Annotated in this window: 15 protein-coding genes and 1 riboswitch; of the genes, 1 reads left to right on the plus strand and 14 read right to left on the minus strand. The window is 28.2% G+C overall.

What is annotated here, in order from left to right:
• Positions 1-40: 40 nt before the first annotated feature.
• The 14 genes from BM027_RS12375 to BM027_RS12440 all read right to left on the minus strand — a co-directional run bounded on the left by BM027_RS12375 (position 41) and on the right by BM027_RS12440 (position 17,223).
• A complete protein-coding gene (locus BM027_RS12375; RefSeq protein WP_090092244.1) occupies positions 41-1,357 on the minus strand; it encodes a pilus assembly protein PilO in 1,317 nt (438 codons plus the stop codon).
• Between the two features lies 1 nt (position 1,358).
• Complete coding sequence (locus BM027_RS12380; protein WP_090092247.1) at positions 1,359-1,916, minus strand: PilN domain-containing protein; 558 nt, start codon at positions 1,914-1,916, stop codon at positions 1,359-1,361.
• 16 nt (positions 1,917-1,932) lie between these two features.
• Positions 1,933-3,096: a pilus assembly protein PilM gene (gene pilM / locus BM027_RS12385; RefSeq protein WP_090092249.1), complete on the minus strand. Its 1,164-nt coding sequence runs from the start codon at positions 3,094-3,096 to the stop codon at positions 1,933-1,935.
• 167 nt (positions 3,097-3,263) lie between these two features.
• On the minus strand, positions 3,264-3,686 hold the full coding sequence (locus tag BM027_RS12390) for a prepilin-type N-terminal cleavage/methylation domain-containing protein (RefSeq protein WP_090092251.1): 423 nt from the start codon (positions 3,684-3,686) through the stop codon (positions 3,264-3,266).
• Between the two features lie 253 nt (positions 3,687-3,939).
• Positions 3,940-5,142: a type II secretion system F family protein gene (locus tag BM027_RS12395; protein ID WP_090092254.1), complete on the minus strand. Its 1,203-nt coding sequence runs from the start codon at positions 5,140-5,142 to the stop codon at positions 3,940-3,942.
• A 109-nt stretch (positions 5,143-5,251) separates the two neighbouring features.
• Positions 5,252-6,937, minus strand: a complete 1,686-nt coding sequence (locus BM027_RS12400; RefSeq protein ID WP_090092257.1) for a GspE/PulE family protein — start codon at positions 6,935-6,937, stop codon at positions 5,252-5,254.
• 337 nt (positions 6,938-7,274) lie between these two features.
• Entirely contained in the window at positions 7,275-8,024 is a 750-nt protein-coding gene (locus BM027_RS12405) for a prepilin peptidase (protein WP_090092260.1), read from the minus strand.
• A 684-nt stretch (positions 8,025-8,708) separates the two neighbouring features.
• Entirely contained in the window at positions 8,709-9,461 is a 753-nt protein-coding gene (locus BM027_RS12410; RefSeq protein WP_090092263.1) for an ABC transporter ATP-binding protein, read from the minus strand.
• Positions 9,458-10,525: a FecCD family ABC transporter permease gene (locus tag BM027_RS12415; protein WP_090092265.1), complete on the minus strand. Its 1,068-nt coding sequence runs from the start codon at positions 10,523-10,525 to the stop codon at positions 9,458-9,460. Before BM027_RS12415 ends, BM027_RS12410 begins: the two co-directional genes overlap by 4 nt.
• 58 nt (positions 10,526-10,583) lie before the next feature.
• Entirely contained in the window at positions 10,584-11,594 is a 1,011-nt protein-coding gene (locus BM027_RS12420) for an ABC transporter substrate-binding protein (protein ID WP_175559984.1), read from the minus strand.
• A gap of 164 nt (positions 11,595-11,758) precedes the next feature.
• Positions 11,759-11,940: riboswitch (cobalamin riboswitch) on the minus strand.
• A 164-nt stretch (positions 11,941-12,104) separates the two neighbouring features.
• Positions 12,105-13,073 (minus strand): hypothetical protein, encoded by a 969-nt coding sequence (locus tag BM027_RS12425; RefSeq protein ID WP_090092271.1) that lies wholly within the window; start codon positions 13,071-13,073, stop codon positions 12,105-12,107.
• 361 nt (positions 13,074-13,434) lie between these two features.
• Positions 13,435-13,749, minus strand: a complete 315-nt coding sequence (locus tag BM027_RS12430; RefSeq protein WP_090092274.1) for a hypothetical protein — start codon at positions 13,747-13,749, stop codon at positions 13,435-13,437.
• Between the two features lie 318 nt (positions 13,750-14,067).
• The gene (locus tag BM027_RS18255) at positions 14,068-14,217 is read right to left on the minus strand and encodes a hypothetical protein (protein ID WP_090092277.1); all 150 of its coding nucleotides are present in this window, start codon (positions 14,215-14,217) and stop codon (positions 14,068-14,070) included.
• Positions 14,218-14,259: 42 nt separating this feature from the next.
• On the minus strand, positions 14,260-17,223 hold the full coding sequence (locus tag BM027_RS12440) for an EAL domain-containing protein (protein ID WP_341465528.1): 2,964 nt from the start codon (positions 17,221-17,223) through the stop codon (positions 14,260-14,262).
• Positions 17,224-17,920: 697 nt separating this feature from the next.
• Between BM027_RS12440 and phnD the strand changes: the two genes are divergently transcribed.
• A complete protein-coding gene (gene phnD, locus BM027_RS12445; protein WP_090092279.1) occupies positions 17,921-19,804 on the plus strand; it encodes a phosphate/phosphite/phosphonate ABC transporter substrate-binding protein in 1,884 nt (627 codons plus the stop codon).
• Positions 19,805-19,995: the final 191 nt, after the last annotated feature.

Raw genomic sequence — 19,995 nt, forward strand, 5'->3', positions numbered from 1 at the left:
TCTATGTTTTAAACTATTAACTCTACTTTTAAAACATAGCTTATTTATTACTAACACTTATATTGTTTCCATCACCATCTACTACTACTCTTGGACTTTGAGTATCATCACCGCTTACTTCTAAATTCACTAACTTATTTGTCTTATTTATAATCTTTATTTTAATTCCAGACTTATCATTTGACGTTACTCTACTTTCACTTAAAACTTGCAATACTATATTGTCTGAAGTTGGTATAAACTCTATCCCTACCCCTGTATATTGAGTTGGATATGTCCCATTTGATGTCTTATATTTATAATAATACTTATCTCCATTTTTTGTTAACACTATTTCAACTTCTTCTTCTTTATTACTATTTGCATAAGCATAAGTACTCCTTAAAGAATCATTACTCTTTCCTATAATAACTGTTGGTAAATCAGAAGTTATTGATTTTACCGAAACCATAAAATCACTAGTAGCAATATTACTTTCTGATTTTGTACTTCCTACTGCTGCTCCTGCACCAAATGGCACATTCTTGCCATAAGTGTTATCCAAATTCCACTTTAAATACTCTTCTAATTCATTTCCAATCTTCGGCATAGCATATATTTCAAGACCCATTATTCCATTTATCTCGTCTATGCTTTTTTGAGATATAGTTATGGAGTTAACAACAATTTTTCTTTCATATTTACTTATTGCATTTAAGAAATTATTTAATGAGTTATAACTTCCCTTAAAATTCAATTCACACTTAACTTGCTCAATATTCTTTTTATTTGATTTTTTTGAGTCATCTTTACTATTTTTATTATCTGAATTTTGTGTATCATTTGATTTTGATTCTGAAGATTCATTTATATTTTCAGAATTATTTTTTTCACTATTATTGCCTACATTTTGTTTATCATTATCATTAATAGAATTCTTACTATCTTTAGAAATCACACTATTATATTTATCAACTATCCCTTGTATTGAGCTTTCTGATAAATTTTCTTTCGACTTTTCTACCTTCTCTACTTCTTGAACAGTTATAGGCTTAAATGTTAATCCGCCTTCTAATCCACTACTTTTGAGTAATTTATCTATTTCTAAAATTAAATGTTCTTGACTTATAGTTGGATAAAATAAAGCTGATTTATTATTTACCTTAGTCTTTAATATTTTAATATCACTTTTTCTTTTTTCTAGAGCATCTATTGTATTCATAGTATTATTATATTTTTGTTCAATTGTGTTTTTTTCATCAGTCTTTTGAACAATTTTTGAGGTTTGTTTTAAATATACAAATTCATAATATATAAAACCCACTAATACTATTGCTAATATGCTTAACATTATCTTTTCTTTTTTACTTATCTTCATATTAATCAACACTCCTTAGTACGCATTTTATCTCAAAGGAATATTCCCCTGATACTGAATTATTATTGTCTAAGGAATTAACAAAAACCTCTCTTGTATTAGGTAAACCCTTTAAATTATGCTGCATTTCTCCAACAGCTTCCCTGCTCTTTGATACTCCTTGTATAATTACAACATCATTCTTTACATCTAAGCTTTTAAAAGAAACATCGCTTGGCACAGTTGAGCTTATATAGTTTAATAACTTATCTGAAACATTGTCTCTCTTATTTACAGCATTAGATACATCTGTTAATGCAGATTCATATTTAGTTAAAATTTCTATTTGCGAATTTATACTTTCTGCTTCTTTAAGCTTGTCTTCTATTTCAGGTGCACTTAGCTTTGCATTATAATCTTCTATGCTTTTATTTAAAGCATATATTCTAAAAGTATTAACTCCTAAGGTTACAACTATTACAAATCCTACTAAAGCTGCGACTCCATAAATGTATATTAAATTATTCTTCTTTTCTTTATTTTTGCCTTGATAATGACTAAAAAAGTTTATATCTTTCATTTTTTAAATCCCCCTCTTACAGCCTTATTATAGAGCCTATGACATTAACAAAATTGTCTATATGTTCACCACTGCTATTATTAGACTTAAGAGTTATTTTAGGAATACTCTTTATCCTTGTTGTGTTTATTCCAAGCTTTAATGTCATATAATTTGTTAATCCATTTAGCTTAGATGTACCTCCATAAATAAAAATTTTATCTACTTCATTACCAACATTTTTGTTTTTATAAAACTGTATTATTTTTTCTGTTTTATCAATCCATTCATCTATAGTATCTCTTACTAATGTATTTTGATTATCAAGCTCTTCATCACTTAAATTTATGCTCTTTGCTTTTAATGTTTCTATTTCATTTTTAGAAATATTTAGAGTTTCATTTAAAGCCTCATCAAGATAACTTCCTCCAGCTTTTATTATTCTAGTAAATTTTAAAATTCCATCATTATATATATTAACATCAAGACAGTTTGCCCCCATGTCAATGAAAACAAGCGAGTCTTTAGGATTATATTCATATTCATTTATATCATCTACAAAATTAATTAACTTATTTAATGAATTGTAATTTACATCTAAAGCATATGGCTTCAAATGTAAGGCAATTAAAAGTTCATGATATCCTCTAGCCATTCTCTCTGGATATGCAATAGCTCTAACTGCTAATCTTTTTCCCTCATCTGAAAATTCTTCCCCTATGACTGTCATTTGCAGTATATAATCATCTAAATTTATAGGTAAGTATTGTTGAATTTCATACCTTACCACAGTTTCCATCTCATCTTCTTCTACATTTGGAATCATAACTTCTCTATTTATAATCAAAGTAGAATTAGTAGTACAAATTCCTTCCTTTGCACTTATAGAATTTTCCTTTAAAGCAGTTCCTATTTTAGAAATAAGAAGTTCCTTATTTTCTATAATTCCATCTGAAATTGCTCCTTTAGGAGTAGGTATTTCTATAAACTTATCAATTGATAAGTTTTCCTTATAATACATTCCTTGACTAATCTTTATACTTGTACTTCCTATATCAAAAGCCACAACAGTTCTCTTTTTCTCTACCTTTTTAAGGGAGTTTATCTTATTTGATCCCTTTAATAATATTGCCTTTAAATCCTTAACATCAAGATTCATTAAGCCCTTGAGCTTAGCCTTATCTAACTTTAACTTCTTCATTATTTTTAAGTTCCCTCCCTTTTTACCATCTTATTTTCATCTTAAATTCAATAATCATTAGCTTAGGCACCTGGAAAAAAATAACATACCAAAGATGTGCCTTATATTTATTGTGTATAGATTAAAGTGTAAAGCTTGAAAGTAAGCTTTACACTTTAATCATTAGTTTATTTAGTTTTGAATTCCTCAGCTTGTTCAGGAAATGCTTGTTTAGAATCTACTGTTATAGTTATATTCCCATTATCATCTACAACTGCCACAAAATCCTTTCCAGAAATTGCTTTAGATTGTGAATAAGCATCTATTCTATCCTTAATAGGTTTACCAGTATCTGTGCCTAAATCATAACTTTTACCTTTATCTATTTTTTCATCTATTAATGCACTGGCTGCCGCAGTATGAATATTCTTAGCATTTGCTATGTCTGCCTTAATATTTGCATTGGTTCTTACATACCCCATCTTTGGAATAGCAATAGCTGCTAAAATGGCAATTATTGCTATAACGATAATTAATTCTACTAGTGTAAATCCTTTCTTTTTTTTCTTTAAAGCTTGATTTGACATTGATTTCATTGATAATTTGTTCATTAAAATTCCCCCTTTTTTATTTGGCTATGTTTTAAAATAGTGTTGATATTGTTACATTTTTGTGAGGTGTGCATTAGAATTCGACTTTTAGAACTCTTAATGAGTATTGTCACATTAATTGCTTGTCTAAAACTTGTTTTTGGAACAAGCTGGAATGGGACTATACTCATTTAGATGTTCTTAAGTCTAATTCTTTAGCACACTGAACAATATGTAACAATATCAACACGGTTTTAAATAGAACCCTTTATTTTTACATTTTAGTATAACTGTCAAACATCGGAAGCATTATTGATATGATTATAAATCCTATTAAAAGTCCCATAACAACTATTAGAACTGGTTCCATCATAGCAACTGTAGCTTGTATAGTTGTTTCTAACTCCTCATCGTAGAAATCTGCTGTCTTATTTAAAATGTCATCAAGTGATCCTGTTTCTTCCCCTATCTTAATCATTGAATAAAGCATTTGTGGAAAAATTCCTGTTTCTTTTATTGAAGAATTTAACCCCTCTCCCCTAACTACTTTTTCTTTAACTTTAGATAAAGCTGATTCTGCTATTTTGTTTTCTACAACACCTGAAACAATCTGCAAAGATTTTACTAATGGTAATCCACTTGCAAGTAGTGTAGATAGCGTTCTTGTAAATCGTGATACTATAATCATTTCAGTAAGCTTCCTAAGTATTGGCATTTTAAGCTTCAACTTGCTTGCTGCAATTGAACCTTGTTCTGTTTTAATATAATATTTCATTGCAATAATAATTCCTACTATTGCAATAATAATTCCCATAAAATGATTTTGAAGAAATCCACTTAATCCAAGTAAAAATCTAGTACTCCAAGGTAATGATGTCCCACTTTGTTCAAAAATTACCATAAATGTTGGCATTACATAAGTCAGAATAAATACAACAGCACCAAGTGCAACTATACTTAATATAATTGGATAAATCATAGCATTTTTAACTTTATTATTTATCTTATTCTCTTTTTCATAGTGATTAGCCATTCTAAGCATTATGCTATCTAAGTTACCACTTGCTTCTCCAGCCTCTACTAAACTTGTTAAAAGTTCTGGAAAAATATTTATCTGCTTTTTCATAGCATCTGATAATACTCCACCTTTTTCTACATCATCTTCAACTTCGCATATTGCGTCTTTTAACTTTTTATTCTGAGTTTGAGTAGCTAATATATTTAAACAAGTTAATATCGGTACTCCTGCATTTAACATTGTATAAAATTGCCTACAAAAAATAGAAATATCCTTAAGCTTTACTTTGTTGTTAAATTTAAATTCAATTTTAGTACTTTCAATTATTTCTTCTACCATTAAAGGATAGTATCCATTAGATGATATAAATTCTATAACTTCCCCTTTAGAGTCTGCTTCATGCTCTCCATGAATCTTTTCCCCATTTGAGTTCATTGCTCTATATTTAAAATTAGCCATCTAGTTACACCCCTCTAAATTAGTATTACAGGCGAATATTCTTTCATATGCCTTATTTATTATCTAACAGTATCTTTTTAATGACTTCTTCTAAACTTAATAACCTTTACTATTCTTTTATAAGTGTTATTGTTGCAAGCTCATTCATAGTTGTTACCCCTTTAACTACTAAGTTTCTACATTCCATTCCTAAAGTTGTCATACCATTTTGTACTGAAATATCCCTAAGTACATCTGAATTTTCTCCTGAATTTATAGCTTCTCTATGTTTTCTTGTTATTTCCATAACCTCATAAACTCCGATTCTTCCAACATATCCTGTATTATTGCAATATCCACAACCCTTACCTTTATATAAAGTTAATGGCTTGTCCTTATCAATTCCAAGTATTTCTTTTTCATATTCATTAGCTTCATAAGATTTTTTACATTTATCGCATATCTTTCTAACCAATCTTTGTGCCATTATTCCAACAACAGAGGTAGAAACTAAATATGGCTTAATTCCCATATCTACTAGTCTTACAATTGATGAAGGTGCATCATTAGTATGTAAGGTACTTAATACTAAATGACCTGTAATCGCTGCTTTTGTTGCAATTTCAGCTGTTTCATTATCTCTAATTTCTCCAATCATAACTATGTCTGGATCTTGCCTTAGTATACTTCTAAGACCACTTGCAAATGTTAGTCCCGCTTTCGTATTTACATTTACTTGATTTATGCCCATTAACGTATACTCTACAGGGTCTTCAACTGTGACTATATTAACATTATTAGAATTTAGCTCACTTAAAACTGTATATAAGGTTGTGGATTTTCCACTTCCTGTTGGACCTGTAACTAAAACTATTCCATGAGGATTTGATATTATTCTCTCTAACTTTGCAAGATTTTCTTCACTCATTCCTAGCTTCTCTTTTCCTACTTTATAATTAGCTGTATTTAAAATTCTTATAACTATTTTTTCTCCATTAACTACTGGAAGTATAGAAACTCTAAGATCTATGTCCTGATTTCCTATCTTAATCATTATTCTTCCGTCTTGGGGTATTCTTTTCTCTGCTATATTTAGCCCTGCAAGTATCTTTATTCTTGTGACTAATGGTCCTAAACTATCTATTCCAAGGACATTAGCTGTTTGTAATTGTCCATCTATTCTATATCTTATTCTTATTTCATGTTCAAATGGCTCTATGTGAATGTCTGATGCCTTCATTTCTATTGAATTTTTAAATAAATAATCTACCATTTTAACAACTGGAGCATTTTTTACATCATCAATATCTTCCACATTATTCTTTGTATTTTTTGATTGAGAGCTTTCTTTAGCTAGTTGCTTAGCTGCCATACTGACTTGCTGACTGCTATAATATACTTCTATGAATTTTCTAATATCATCTTTTTTAGATATATATGACTCTATTTCAAACCCAGTAGATATTGCAACATCATCTATTGCAAATATATTTAGTGGATCTGCAAGTGCAACTTTTATCTTATTATTTTCAAAACCAAAAGGTATTAATATATATTTATTACATAAATTCTGAGGTATGATAGATATTGCCTTTTTATCAAAGCTTATAGTATTTAAATCTACTTTTTTGATACCTGTTTGTTGTTCTATTGACTCTATTATTTCATCCTCAGTTATTATCTTACTGTCTACAAGTATTTCACCAAGTTTTTTTCCAAGAATCTTTTGAGATTTTAATGCATCTTGTAATTGATAACTAGTTATTTTACCTGCATTCACAAGAATATTTCCCAATCTTTTCTTTTCATTAGCCATGCAATACCCACCTCTTTTCTTTATCTTAAAGTTATACTTAATTATCAAGTTTGATATTATACTTGATAATCACTTAAGGTACATGAAAGAAAATAATAGACCAAAGATTCATCATATATGCACTAAATAAGTTGAATCTAACTAAAACAAGTTAAATCAAGATAAAAAAAATGACATGCTCTAAATTCTTTCTTTAACCATAAAAAAATAATTCCTTATAAATAGCATGTCGTGTATATGTCTCTGTTTTTATAATTAAATAATACTATCTTTTTTTCCATAAAACAACTAATAATCTTAAAATTGTTAATTTTTTTATTATTAGTTTAAAACCATTCTATATAGACCCAATATATAATTCTATTATTTTGTTTCCCCACAAAATTGCAATCATAGCACCAATAGCCAAACAAGGTCCAAATGCCATACTTTCTTTTGCACTTTTAAGTTTAAGAGCTAATATAATCCCCCCAACTATTCCACCTATAACAATCGCTAAGAATAATGTTAACAAAATCCCCTTAATTCCTAAAAATAATCCACAAACTAAAGCTATTTCAATATCTCCTTCGCCCATACCCTTGGTTAAGAATACAATTAACCCTATAACTCCAAATCCTACAACTCCTGCTAAAATGAAATTCATAATTTCTGTTTTGTAAAGTATCATTTGAATAAATATGAAAATAATTGCAACTATTACTCCAAAAATTGTAGTAGACATATAAACATCTTGAGTATTATAATCAATAATTCCTATAACAATTAAAAGTGATGCTAAAATACAATATTTGAAAAATTCTAAGGTAAATCCAAAATTTAAATATATGAGCAAATATAATACTGCATTCAACATTTCTATAATTGGATATCTCATAGAAATTTTTTCTCTGCAATATCTACATCTTCCTTTTAGAAAAACATAACTAAATACAGGCACTAAATCTGGTGGGTTAAGCTTATGATCACAACTTCCGCAGTGAGATGGTGGATAAGAAATTGATTCTTCTCTTGGAATCCTGTAAATACATACATTTAAAAAACTTCCTATAACTAGTCCCATAATTAATACCAACATATAATACAATGTATATTCCCCCCCTTAATATTGCTCTTAAAAAATTACTATTTAAATTAGGCATCTCCAAATAAATAACTCATCAGTCTTTTCGTCTTTATTTTATTGATAATTATATCATATATGTAAAATTCTTGTATAAAGTTTGAAGTATTAATTTCCCAACTTATTTAACTCTTTTTGAGAAAATCCATCTTAGTTATCTGTAATTAATAATTTTAAATTTATCCACATTTTTCTTTATTTTAAATAAGATATCCCCATTTAAGTCAACTTAATCACAGCCATTAAAAATTATATGCTTCTAACTAGATATTGTTAATTAAAGATATAATTTTCTATAAAAATTATATAAAAGATTATAAATGTATTAACTTAATTAGAACATATATATTTATAATAACTTTAGAAAAATATTTTTTATTAAAGAGTATATATTTGTATCCAAATTGAAAATAAAATAACATATAGTCTTTCCTTAATAAAATAACTCCTCTTCATACTATATTTTATAATTAGTATAAAAAGGAGTTATACGGATTTTATAATATAATTAAGCATCTTCAACGCTAGTTATCAAATACTTTCCTAGACTTTTTGTTTATTATTTTCTTCAATAAGACACATGAAAAAAATAATAGATCAATATACTTGTCTATTATTTTCTTTCATGTGCCTAATCTTTTTCATCATTTATATATTCAATTTAAAGACTACCTTATTACTTTCATCTAATACTGCCATGCCACTAACATCAAATACATTCTTAATATTTTTCTCACTTAAAACTTCAATAGGTATACCATTTGCAATATTTTTCCCATTTTTTAATAAATATAATTCATCGCAATAATGTGTTGCTAATTGAAGGTCATGTAGAACAATTATAACTGTTTTTTTACTTTTCTTTAGATAATCTAATATAAATAGTTGATGCTTAATATCTAAGTGATTTGTTGGCTCATCTAAAATAATTGTATCTACGCCCTGTGCAATTGCACGAGCTAGAAATACCATCTTTCGTTCACCACCAGATAGTGTTTGAATATTCCTTTCTGCTATATTGTTGAGTTCTAATTCAGCGAGAGCATTATCTACGCACTCTCTTGAAGAAATTCCACCTTTTATCTTTTTTCTAGGATATAATGCCATAGATACCACATCACGTACTGAAAAATCAAATATACAAGCAGAATCTTGTCCTACATATCCCACATATGTTGCAATCTCCTTTTTCGATAAGTTAGAAACATCTATATCATCCAATAAAATTTTTCCGTTTTTCTTAGAAACTAAACCAAAAAATGTTTTTATTAATGTAGATTTACCACTACCGTTTGGCCCTATTATTCCTGTTATTTTATTATTCTGGGCTCTAAGATTTACATGCGTTAAAATTTGCTTATTGCCAATTACAACATCTATTTCCTTAAAATCTATTATCATTCCATCTTCCCTCCATAGCTTTTTTTTGCCATTAGATATAAAAAGAATGGCGCACCAATAAAAGCTGTAATAATACCAAGTGGTAATTCTGCTGCACCAAAAAAGCCTCTAGCACCAGCATCTGCCCAGATAAGAAAGATTGCGCCTACAATAGCACTGAGTAAGATAATACTAGAATTATCACTAGTTTTAGCAATTAATCGTACAATATGTGGAATCATTAAACCCACAAAACCTATAATACCTGTAACAGATACAAGCGTTGCAACTACAACCGCAACTAGTGCCATCATTATCGTTCTAAAGAATTTTACGTTCATACCTAATGCTATTGCATCATCATCACCCATCATCATAAGATTAAACTTAACACCGTATCTAATAAATACTATAATACTAAAGATAACTCCTATTGCTGGCAACGGCAGAGTTGACCATTGTGCAGAAGCTATACTACCCATCTGCCAATTATATACTGCTGAAATACTTTCATGACTCTTTGCCATAAAAATAAGTAGGCTGGTTATAGCACTCATCACTGCATTAATAGCTGTACCAGATAGTATTAGTGTGACAGGCTTAAGCTTCCCTCCGCTCCCAATTTTAGCCATTGTATACACAAAAAAAGAAGCAATCATTGCACCAAGCATTGCAGTAACAGTTACCTGATGCTGACCTACAAAGTATGGTAATGGCATAAGTAGTGCCCATGCTGCTCCAGCTGATGCGCCAGAGGATACCCCTAGAACATACGGATCTGCAATTGGATTTAATACTAGTGCTTGCATCACAGCTCCACATGTTGCAAGCCCTGCACCACATAGTATTCCAATAATGACACGTGGCAAACGAATATCCCATATAATATGATAATGTGCTGTAGAACATAATCCATTTTTCACGCCTTGCCCATCATTTAAAATAATATCCCAAAGTACTCTATACACCTTATTAATAGGTACATCAGCAGACCCAATACTAATTGTTGCAATTACTGAAGTTAATAGCACAAAAATAAGTAATGGGATAAGTACTAACCCCCGTCTATTTTTAATTCCTATCATAAACTTCCTCCTAAAATGCTATGTAGCGAATAGTTTATAACCACCCGCTACATCTTTGTTATTTAAACTTTGTTGGGTATAAATTATGTGCAATGGTTTCACAAGCACTTGCAGCTCTAGCATCCTGCATTACGCTAACTAATGGTAGAATAATATATGCTTGGTTTTTGACTGCTGTAACATCCTTTAAAGCCTGATTATTATTAATAAAAGCAACTTTCTCCTCTATAGTTTGTTTCCCATAATCATTAAAGATAATATAATCTGGATTTGTATCAACAATAGTTTCCACACTTGTGTTAAACCAACGAGAATCTGCCATATTACGAGTACAATTTATACCATGGGAAAGCTCAATCAAATTACTCTGTAAGCCTTTTGAAGTAGTATAAATCTCATTATCCTTAAATGAATCCATTACAAATACTTTCTTTTTATCAGAATCTTGAATATTCCCAACAGTTTTAGAAACATTATCAACTTTAGTCTTAATATCATCAATCAAAGCCTTTGCCCTATCTTCCACTTTAAATATTTTACCTAAAACCTCAATGTCATAATAAACATTTTCAATAGTTTCATCCTCTGCAATTGTGCCTGAAGTGGTATAACAGTTAATTCCTTTACTTTTAAACATTTCATATGATCCCCAACTGCTATCCTTAAATGCACTCACTTGACCTATTAGTAAATCTGCTTCAGAAGCCACTGCTAGTTCATGAGATTTTTCAATTTCAGGAATTGCATTAAATTCATCTGCAATTGCATCTATTGGTACTTCTGCTGGATTTGTTATTACATTTCTACCAACAATATATTTACCTAGTCCTAGCATAATCATATTTTCTGCACTATATGTATTACAGCAAAGTACTTTCTTAGGCATTTGTGTAAATACGATTTTACGATCCCCATTTTCAATAATTACCTCACCATAGTCAGCTGCTTTTGTCTCAATTCTTATATCGTTTTTTGATTGTCCTGTCTTTGCATTTTGTCCACATCCTGTTAACATAGTGAATGCCATCATCATTATTATTAATAATGATATTACTTTTTTCATTTTCATTATTATCCCCATTTCTAAAATGTAATTTAAACATAAAAAAAATCCCCCAAAACTAACCATTGAGAGAATTTAAAAATTCACAGTATTTATGTAATTATAGACATTCAAAAAAATGAACATAATAATACTATGTCTATTTGTACTCTCTTTATGGCTCGTAAAGGAATTGTACTGATATGCAAGCAGGTATCCTGACTTAGTTTCATTGCCTGTGTTGCCTTCTCAGTTTCCCAATGGCATATTAACACATGCTCTACCTTACAGTGGCGGCACCATACGAGATTTTCACTCGTTTCCCTTTTAAGTTAGTACAAAAGAGTACTACACTTGCTATCTTCATATTAAGTTTTGTCTAAAGTATACCATTATTGGCTTTTTATGTCTACTAATAGATATTTATGTAAAATTTTATTTATAAAAAAAAGCCTTATGAACACTTTTACGTGCTCATAAGGCTATACATACTAAAAATGTTAATCTATGTTTTTATTTTAACACAGAAGTTGAAACTTATTTTGTTGAACTTTGATTTTCTAATGTTGCCTTTTCTGGCATCATTAATTTTGCAAATTCATCTTGAGTTAACATAACTTTGCTAGTTGGGATTTCAACAGCTTTTACTTCACTCTTATCACTTGTAGAAGTTATTTTACCTGTTATTTTGCCCATATCTTTAATTTGTAAATTCATGTTTATATCTGCTTTATATTGATTATCACTAAAAGTTTCTTTTGTACTAATAGTTGATCCTTCTAATAATGTTTTAGCTTGATTTAATTGTGTATCAAAAGCAGGGTCATTAATAGCAGTTTTAGCAGATTGAAGCATTTCAGCATTTAATCCTAGCTTAAAAGTAGTATTAATATTATCTAAGTTATTTGATATAGCTTTAACTGTTTTTGATGTAAGATCAATTGCTTGATTTGCATCAAAATTCATAGTATATTCTCTTCCATTTTGAACGAAAGGTAAATCAATATTGCTATCTCCAAACACACTCTTGCTTAATTTAGCTAAAGCATCAGCAGGTGATGTTGACATTTTTGTTAATTCTGCCATATCTAGGCCTGAATTAATGCCTATATATTCAGCTTGTACATTAGCTAATCCTGTTGGTACGCTCATTCCATGTGAAGTAAAGTTACTTTCATAATAAGCTTTATTAATATAACTTACTCCATTGTCTATATACATCTTTAATTCTGGAATATTAATCTTTCCTGCTTGATCATTAAATTTAAATTCCATATATCCTTGAGTTTTTCCCTTGATATAGCTTGTACCAGTTACTGTTATTTTATCTGATTGTCCCATTACATCAACATTAACTTCTCCTTGGAAATTAGAAGTTGTTGCTTCCCATTTAGCCATATTGTTAAGTTCTTTTGAGTAATTAAGTGTTTGTTCACTACATCCTGAGATTGTAAACATAGCTACAGTAGCAGCCATAATAATTGATAATGTTTTTTTAAGTTTCATTTTATTACCCCCTAAATATTATTAAAGCATCTTCAAAAAATAATTAATTAGTATATTAGTCTATTTTTCGCCATAGTGAATGGATATAACCCTTTGATAGAAACAACTATAATAAGAACTTATCTTCTTGCCTGACTCAAAATATTGTCCCCATCTTTAACTTTTTATTATTTCAGATGCTAGCATTAAGAATATATTAAATATCCAAACAATTTAATATATTCTATTTTTATAATTATACTACTTTATTGCCAAAATTTATATGAATCATATCTTAAATTAACCTTAATTTTTATATTTCTTTGGCTCTGTTTTAAAACTGTGTTGATATTAAAACAGATGTATTTATTTATATATTTTATTATGCTTTTAAATTATCTAATTCATCAATTGATAATCCTATAACGCTTGAAATATCTTCTAATTCTAAACCCATTAATAATAATTTACTTGCAACTTCTAACGCTTTTTGTTTTTTTCCACGTTCTTCTCCACGTTTTTCTGCACTGCTAAGCATATTGGCACCTTCGTATAAAGATCTTTTTTTCCACCATAATTTATTATCATTCAATCTATCTTTATCACTTGAATTCACAAGTTTTTTTGCTGCCTTCTCAATCGCTAACTCCATATCCATTACTTCTTTTAATGTTATTTTTGATGTATTATTTTCCAAAAAGTTAACCACCTTTCATATCATTTCTGATATCATTATAGCATCATCGTACATATGTTCTCCACCTTATAAGAAGCTTAATTTCAACAAAAAAAGTATGAATTGCTCAACATTTATCAAATTATCTTTTGTTTTCTTTCTTTTTCTAATTTATTATACATTTTTATCCGTTAACTATAGACCATAAATTTCATGATTTTTAACTTTGGTGCTGTTTTAATATTTCTTTAGGCCTATTAAAAAACATAACTCCTCCTTATACTATATTTTCAATTAGTATAAGAAGGAGTTATATAGATTTTGTGTTAATTCTTGAAACTATTTATCGAATACCCCGCCTGGTTTCTTATTTTTCTTTCCTTTTGAAGCACTTCCAATACTTCTTTCCGCTGTCTTGTTATTCTTAGTTAGTCCTTTTTTCTTTTTTTCTTCAATAATCTTTTTCATCATTTCTATATTTTTATCCATAGTGATCTTCCTTTTTGTCTTAAAATACAATTATTTTACATACTAACACAGCTTAGTATTTATATCTAGAATTTCTTTAACTAATTTTTCACTTATCTTTGGAGGAATAAATTCAGGCTTACTTAAATAATATCCTTGTATATAATCTACTCCAAATTCTATTACTTTTTCTAATTCTCCTTTTGTTTCAATTCCTTCAGCTAATATTTTGATTCCTCTTTGTTTTGAGTATGAAATAATATTTTGCAGAATTTGTTGTCTATTTAAATCTTTATCTATTCCTATTATAATTGAAATATCAATTTTTACAATGTCAGGAGTAATTTCTAATAATAGTGCTTCATTATTATATCCTGATCCAAAATCATCTAATGCAATTTTTGCTCCCCACTCTTCAATTAACTTTCTTTTCTTAGCAGTATGTTCTCCATTAGAACGTTCATTTTCAAGTAATTCTAAAACTATCTTGCTACAATAAGGACTATACAGCTGTTTAAATTCATCTAAATCTTCATCAGACAGCACATAGTTTGGAATGGAATTAAGGAATATTTTTGCTTCCCCAAATTCTTCTTTATACTCTACAAAGCTTTCAAGTGCTTTAAACCATGTAAGTCGTTCTATTTGATATAATCTAAATTGAGAAGTTGCAAGTCTTATTATATCAAGAGGATTCTTTAATGTATCTAATTGTGAACGCATCAATGCTTCATATCCATAAATTTCTCCTGTATTTGCATTTACTATTGGTTGAAATGCATATTTCACCAATTCTTCATCTATCAATTTGTTTAGCTCTTCCTTACTACTTAATAAAAATGAATCTTTATTGTAGTCATCCCTATTAAATTCATTTAAGTTTCCCTTTGCTGTATTTTTAATCTTATACATTGCAAAGTCACAATACTTTGTAAGCTCCTCATACTTTGTTGAATCATCAGGATACCAAGCTACCCCTGCTGATGCCCTTATCTTTAACTCATTATTATCAGGTAAAATAATACTAGATTGTTTCATATTCTTATGTATTCTCTTTATTATTTGTCTTATCTTATCTTTATCATCATATCCATGTATGAAAACATAAAATTCATCACCAGAAATTCGTGATACTATTCCATTGTGCTCTGTGAATTCTTCAAGTACTATTGCAGCTTTTTTAATATACTTATCCCCATAGTCATGTCCATATGTATCATTTACGTATTTAAGGTTGTCTAAATCTAACATAACAAAAGCCGCTATCTCAATATCTTCTTGTAATTTTTTATTTACTCTGTTATAAAATGCTCTTCTATTTAAAAGATTAGTTAATATATCATAATCTCTTTCATATTCTATCTTACATTTTTCCAATACTTCTTGTGTTACATCTATGACTACTCCTAACATTTTAGATTCATCCTCAAATATAGTTAACTTTATCCACATATCTTGCTTATTTTCTTTTTCTATTTTATAAACATTATCTAAATCCGGTTCTGGATTAGTAGTTATTATCTTTAATATTTCTTTGAAAAATACTCTATGTGTATATGCTTCATGTCTATTTATATCATCAATACCTATTACACTAAAAAAAGCTTCTGTACAAAATACCATATCTTCATCTTTTTTATGCTCAAATGCTCCTATAGGCATATTTAAAAGTCCTATAATTTGAGATAACTTTGATGCTGAATCTGTAGCTTTAATCCTTAAATTTGCAATTGCTAGAGATAAATCATCTATTTCTGATATATTTATCTTTTCAAGTACTAATGGATTTAATGGATCATCTTCCCTTACTTTCTTTGCTAAATTTCTAATAGGTATAGTAACCCTATTGGCTGCTATATAAACAATTAAAATACCTATTAGTGTTGATATGATTAAATCTAAAACTAGGAAATATTTAAATCTATTTATATAGTATAAAATACTATCCTTTTCAATAATTCCTACAAGTGCCCATTTTTCATTTTTAAATGGTGTATTATAATTATACAAATTAAAATATTTTATATTGCTATATGTTGTATTTTTTATATATTCATCATCTTGTAATTCATAAATATCTTTATAAACCTCTTTATCTTCAAATGTTATATTCTCTAATCCTTCAATCCCTTTTAGTTTTATAGTTCCATTTGATACGACATTTTTAAATTTCATATCATTATTAGTATCTACACAAATAATATATGAGCCGTTTTTATTAGAATCCATTTCGTTATAGGGTAACAATGTTTTCATATATTCTAATTCAATCTCTACCCCAAGTACTCCATATGGGTTTCCTTCATTATCTAATAATGGTACTGTATATGTAATACTAGGCTGTAAAGCATCACTTAATCCAGCTATATTACTCCAATACCCTAAATCGTTATACGGAAGATCTTTATACTGCTTGGCTGCATTAATTGGTTTGTAAAAAAAATCCATATCTTTATTTAAGTGAAAATTATTAGTCCAAGAAGAATCTAATGAAATTTTCATTTTCTTAGAAACTTCATTTGGCCCTACTTTTACACGCAAGTCTGAATTATCAAGTGAGTTTTTAATTGGATCTGAATCTTTAATATAAATCCCTGATTTTTCAACTGTATTATTATATGTATTAGTTGTTTTATCATCAAGTATTACAAATGCACCATTTACATGATTTTCTCCTATCATATGCATTAATGGTTTTGAAACATTACTTAATATTTCTGATTTAATTTCAGAATCACTATCTAAATCCTTTACTTTTAAGTTATTCACCTCTAATGTTTTAAGAATAATTCCATTAATATTTTTTTCTGATTCATCAATATTAGACCAATGATTTAACATCTCATTATTTAAGTAATTATTCCTAGATGTAACTGTTTCATTAAATGTTTCAAACTCATTATTCTTAAGACTTTGTAATGTGCCACTACATAAAATTATAATTACATAAAATATGGATTGTGTAAGTAATGCTATAATCATTGGAATTGTTAACTTTCTAATAATTGAATTATTTTTTTGATTCACATTAATCCACTACTCCTTTGTTGTCTAATCTACTAATAAATTTTTAATCTATCGCATTGTGCTAATTAATACACTGTTGTTCTCTTTTTCTGTCTTACGTAGTAATTATCTATTATATTTCGATTCACTATTACCAATTTATTAATTTACTTGTATATCTAACTATTAATAAAATTCAACCCAAAATTTACTTTCAAATCTATATTATTCAATATTTTTGCTATATTTATTTACCTTACATTATTTACTTCGTCTATTAATGTAATTTACTTTATATTATAAAGACATTTTTAAACAAAATTCTAAATATTTCGGCATCAAATATTTCTGAAATTACATTTTATTACTTTAATATTAATTTTTTTTAAATAAAATCTCCATATAACAAATTTATAACTAAAAACCATTTATTTAACGATGAATTTGTTATATACTTATTGAATAAAGTACCATATATATTTAATATTACCTTTTATTTAACTATATGTTTCAAAAAATTATTTTCTTATTTTTACTTAATTTATATTTTTTTACATAATAATATAAGTCTAAAAACTACAGAAAACCGCATAAACTCTATGAAGATCATCAAGTAATCGACTTCATTATTTATTGAATTTACTTAGTCTTTATGCGATAATCATATATAATTAATGGTCTTGTGATATTTATTTAACAAGATTAGGGGGAGAGAATTATGAGAATAAAAAAATATTTACCACCAATTTTATTAGCTACTTTTAGTAGTATATTCTTAGTTTTTTTAGTTGAAAGCAATACCTTAAAACTCATTATATTCTTAGTTACTTTTATTTTAACTTTAATTTATTTCTATTATTGTGATACTTTAGATTCTAATTCACAAGAAACTACTAGTGATGACTCATTAAACTGTCAAGAACAGGTTTATCAAAATATCCATTCTATGATTGAAACTATGGGATTTGATGTAGAACATCTTTTATGGATTTCTAAACAAAGTAAAGAAGCCTTTTCTCATTTAGTTGAAAAAAATAGGATTATCTCTGACTTTTCTACAACAAATTTAGCTTGTATAGAAACTGTCGAATCAGGAATTCATGAAGTTGTATCGAGTTGTGAAACAATTGATCAAAGTATTATGACTGTAGAGGTGGAAACTAATGATACACTTGCTATACTTGAAAAGAGTAAGTATGCAATTACTACTACACTTTCTTTGTTATCAGAAATGAAAAAGATTTCAGATGTTTCTTTACAAACAAATTTAAAACTTCACGATTCTTCTAACAATATTAATAAGTTCGTAGAATACATACATGATATTTCTAGTCAAACAAATCTACTTGCTCTAAATGCATCTATTGAAGCTGCACGTGCTGGTGAAGCAGGTAGAGGATTTGCAGTAGTTGCTACTGAAATTAGAAAGCTTGCAGATGAAACAGATAGATTTGCAAGAGAAATTGAGCAAATAGTAAAAGATTTGCTTGTTAATATTAAAGATACACATGCAGCAACTGAAAATTCTAAAAAAACTATTCAAGAGCTAGATACTATTTCTAATGATACTTTAGAAGTTTTATCTGATAGTTATAATGCTATGGGACATATTAAAGGTTCTATTCTTAATTTAACAGATGTTTCAAAATCTAATACACAAGTTGCTTTTGATATAGAACAAGCTCTTAGTAACTTAACACATACTATTGAAGATACAAACCTTCAAACCCTTGACTCTATTGATATGATTGAACGTCATGAAGCTAAAATAGATGAATTACTTGATTATTGTGGTACTTTAAGTAAAGCTTCTGAAAATCTTCAATATCAAATGAGTAGCATTAAAGCAGATAATGAAGTTATTATTGGAATTAACCCATTTGCTTCTCCTGCTGATATTAAAAAAATGTATCTTCCTATTTTGGAAAGACTTTTTAAAGGTATTGACCTTGTTCCAAGACTTATAATTGTTAAGGATTACGATGCACTTAGTGAAGAAATTAAAAAAGGTACTATTGATATGGGTTGGTTCTCTCCATTTGCTTATGTTATAGCACGAGAGAATGCGAATGTTGAACCACTAGTTACTCCTAGAGTTAATGGTAAAACTTATTATAATGGTTATATAATAGCTAAAAAATCATCTGGTATTAAAACTTTAAATGATTTGAAAAATAAGACATTTGCTTATGTAGATAAAAATAGTGCTTCTGGATACTTATATGCCAGACATATTTTAAAAGAAAATAATATCAATCCTGATAAATTATTTTCTAATGTTTCTTTTGCAGGAAGCCATGATAATGTTATCGATGGAGTTCTAAATGGATCTTTTGATGCTGGTGCTACTTATAATGAAGCCCTTGAAAAAGCGAAACTTAATGGACTTAATGTAGACGATTTAGTAATTATATCTATGACTGACAATATACAAAAAGATGCTATTGCTGTTAGTCCTAATATGAGCACAGAGCGCGCTACTCTTATTAAGAATGCTTTTATTAAATTTAATGATTTCCAAAATATAACTACACCTGTTAACGGCTTTGTTGAAGCTAGTGATCAAAATTATAATTTAATCAGAAAAGTTATGAATAATTAAAAATAAGGGATAAACTCTAATGTGAGTTTATCCCTTATAATATTCTTATCTTCATTTGCTGACGTAGTATAGTATAAAAAAAAGACAAGAAGACTTACCAATGTCATTTAGATAAGGATTTATCCTTGTCAAGATCATCTAAGGATATTGAAAATATTCTTAGGTGACTTTTTTGTCTTACTATACATGCT

It is taken from the genome of Clostridium uliginosum (assembly GCF_900112485.1).
Taxonomy (GTDB): Bacteria; Bacillota; Clostridia; order Clostridiales; family Clostridiaceae; genus Clostridium; species Clostridium uliginosum.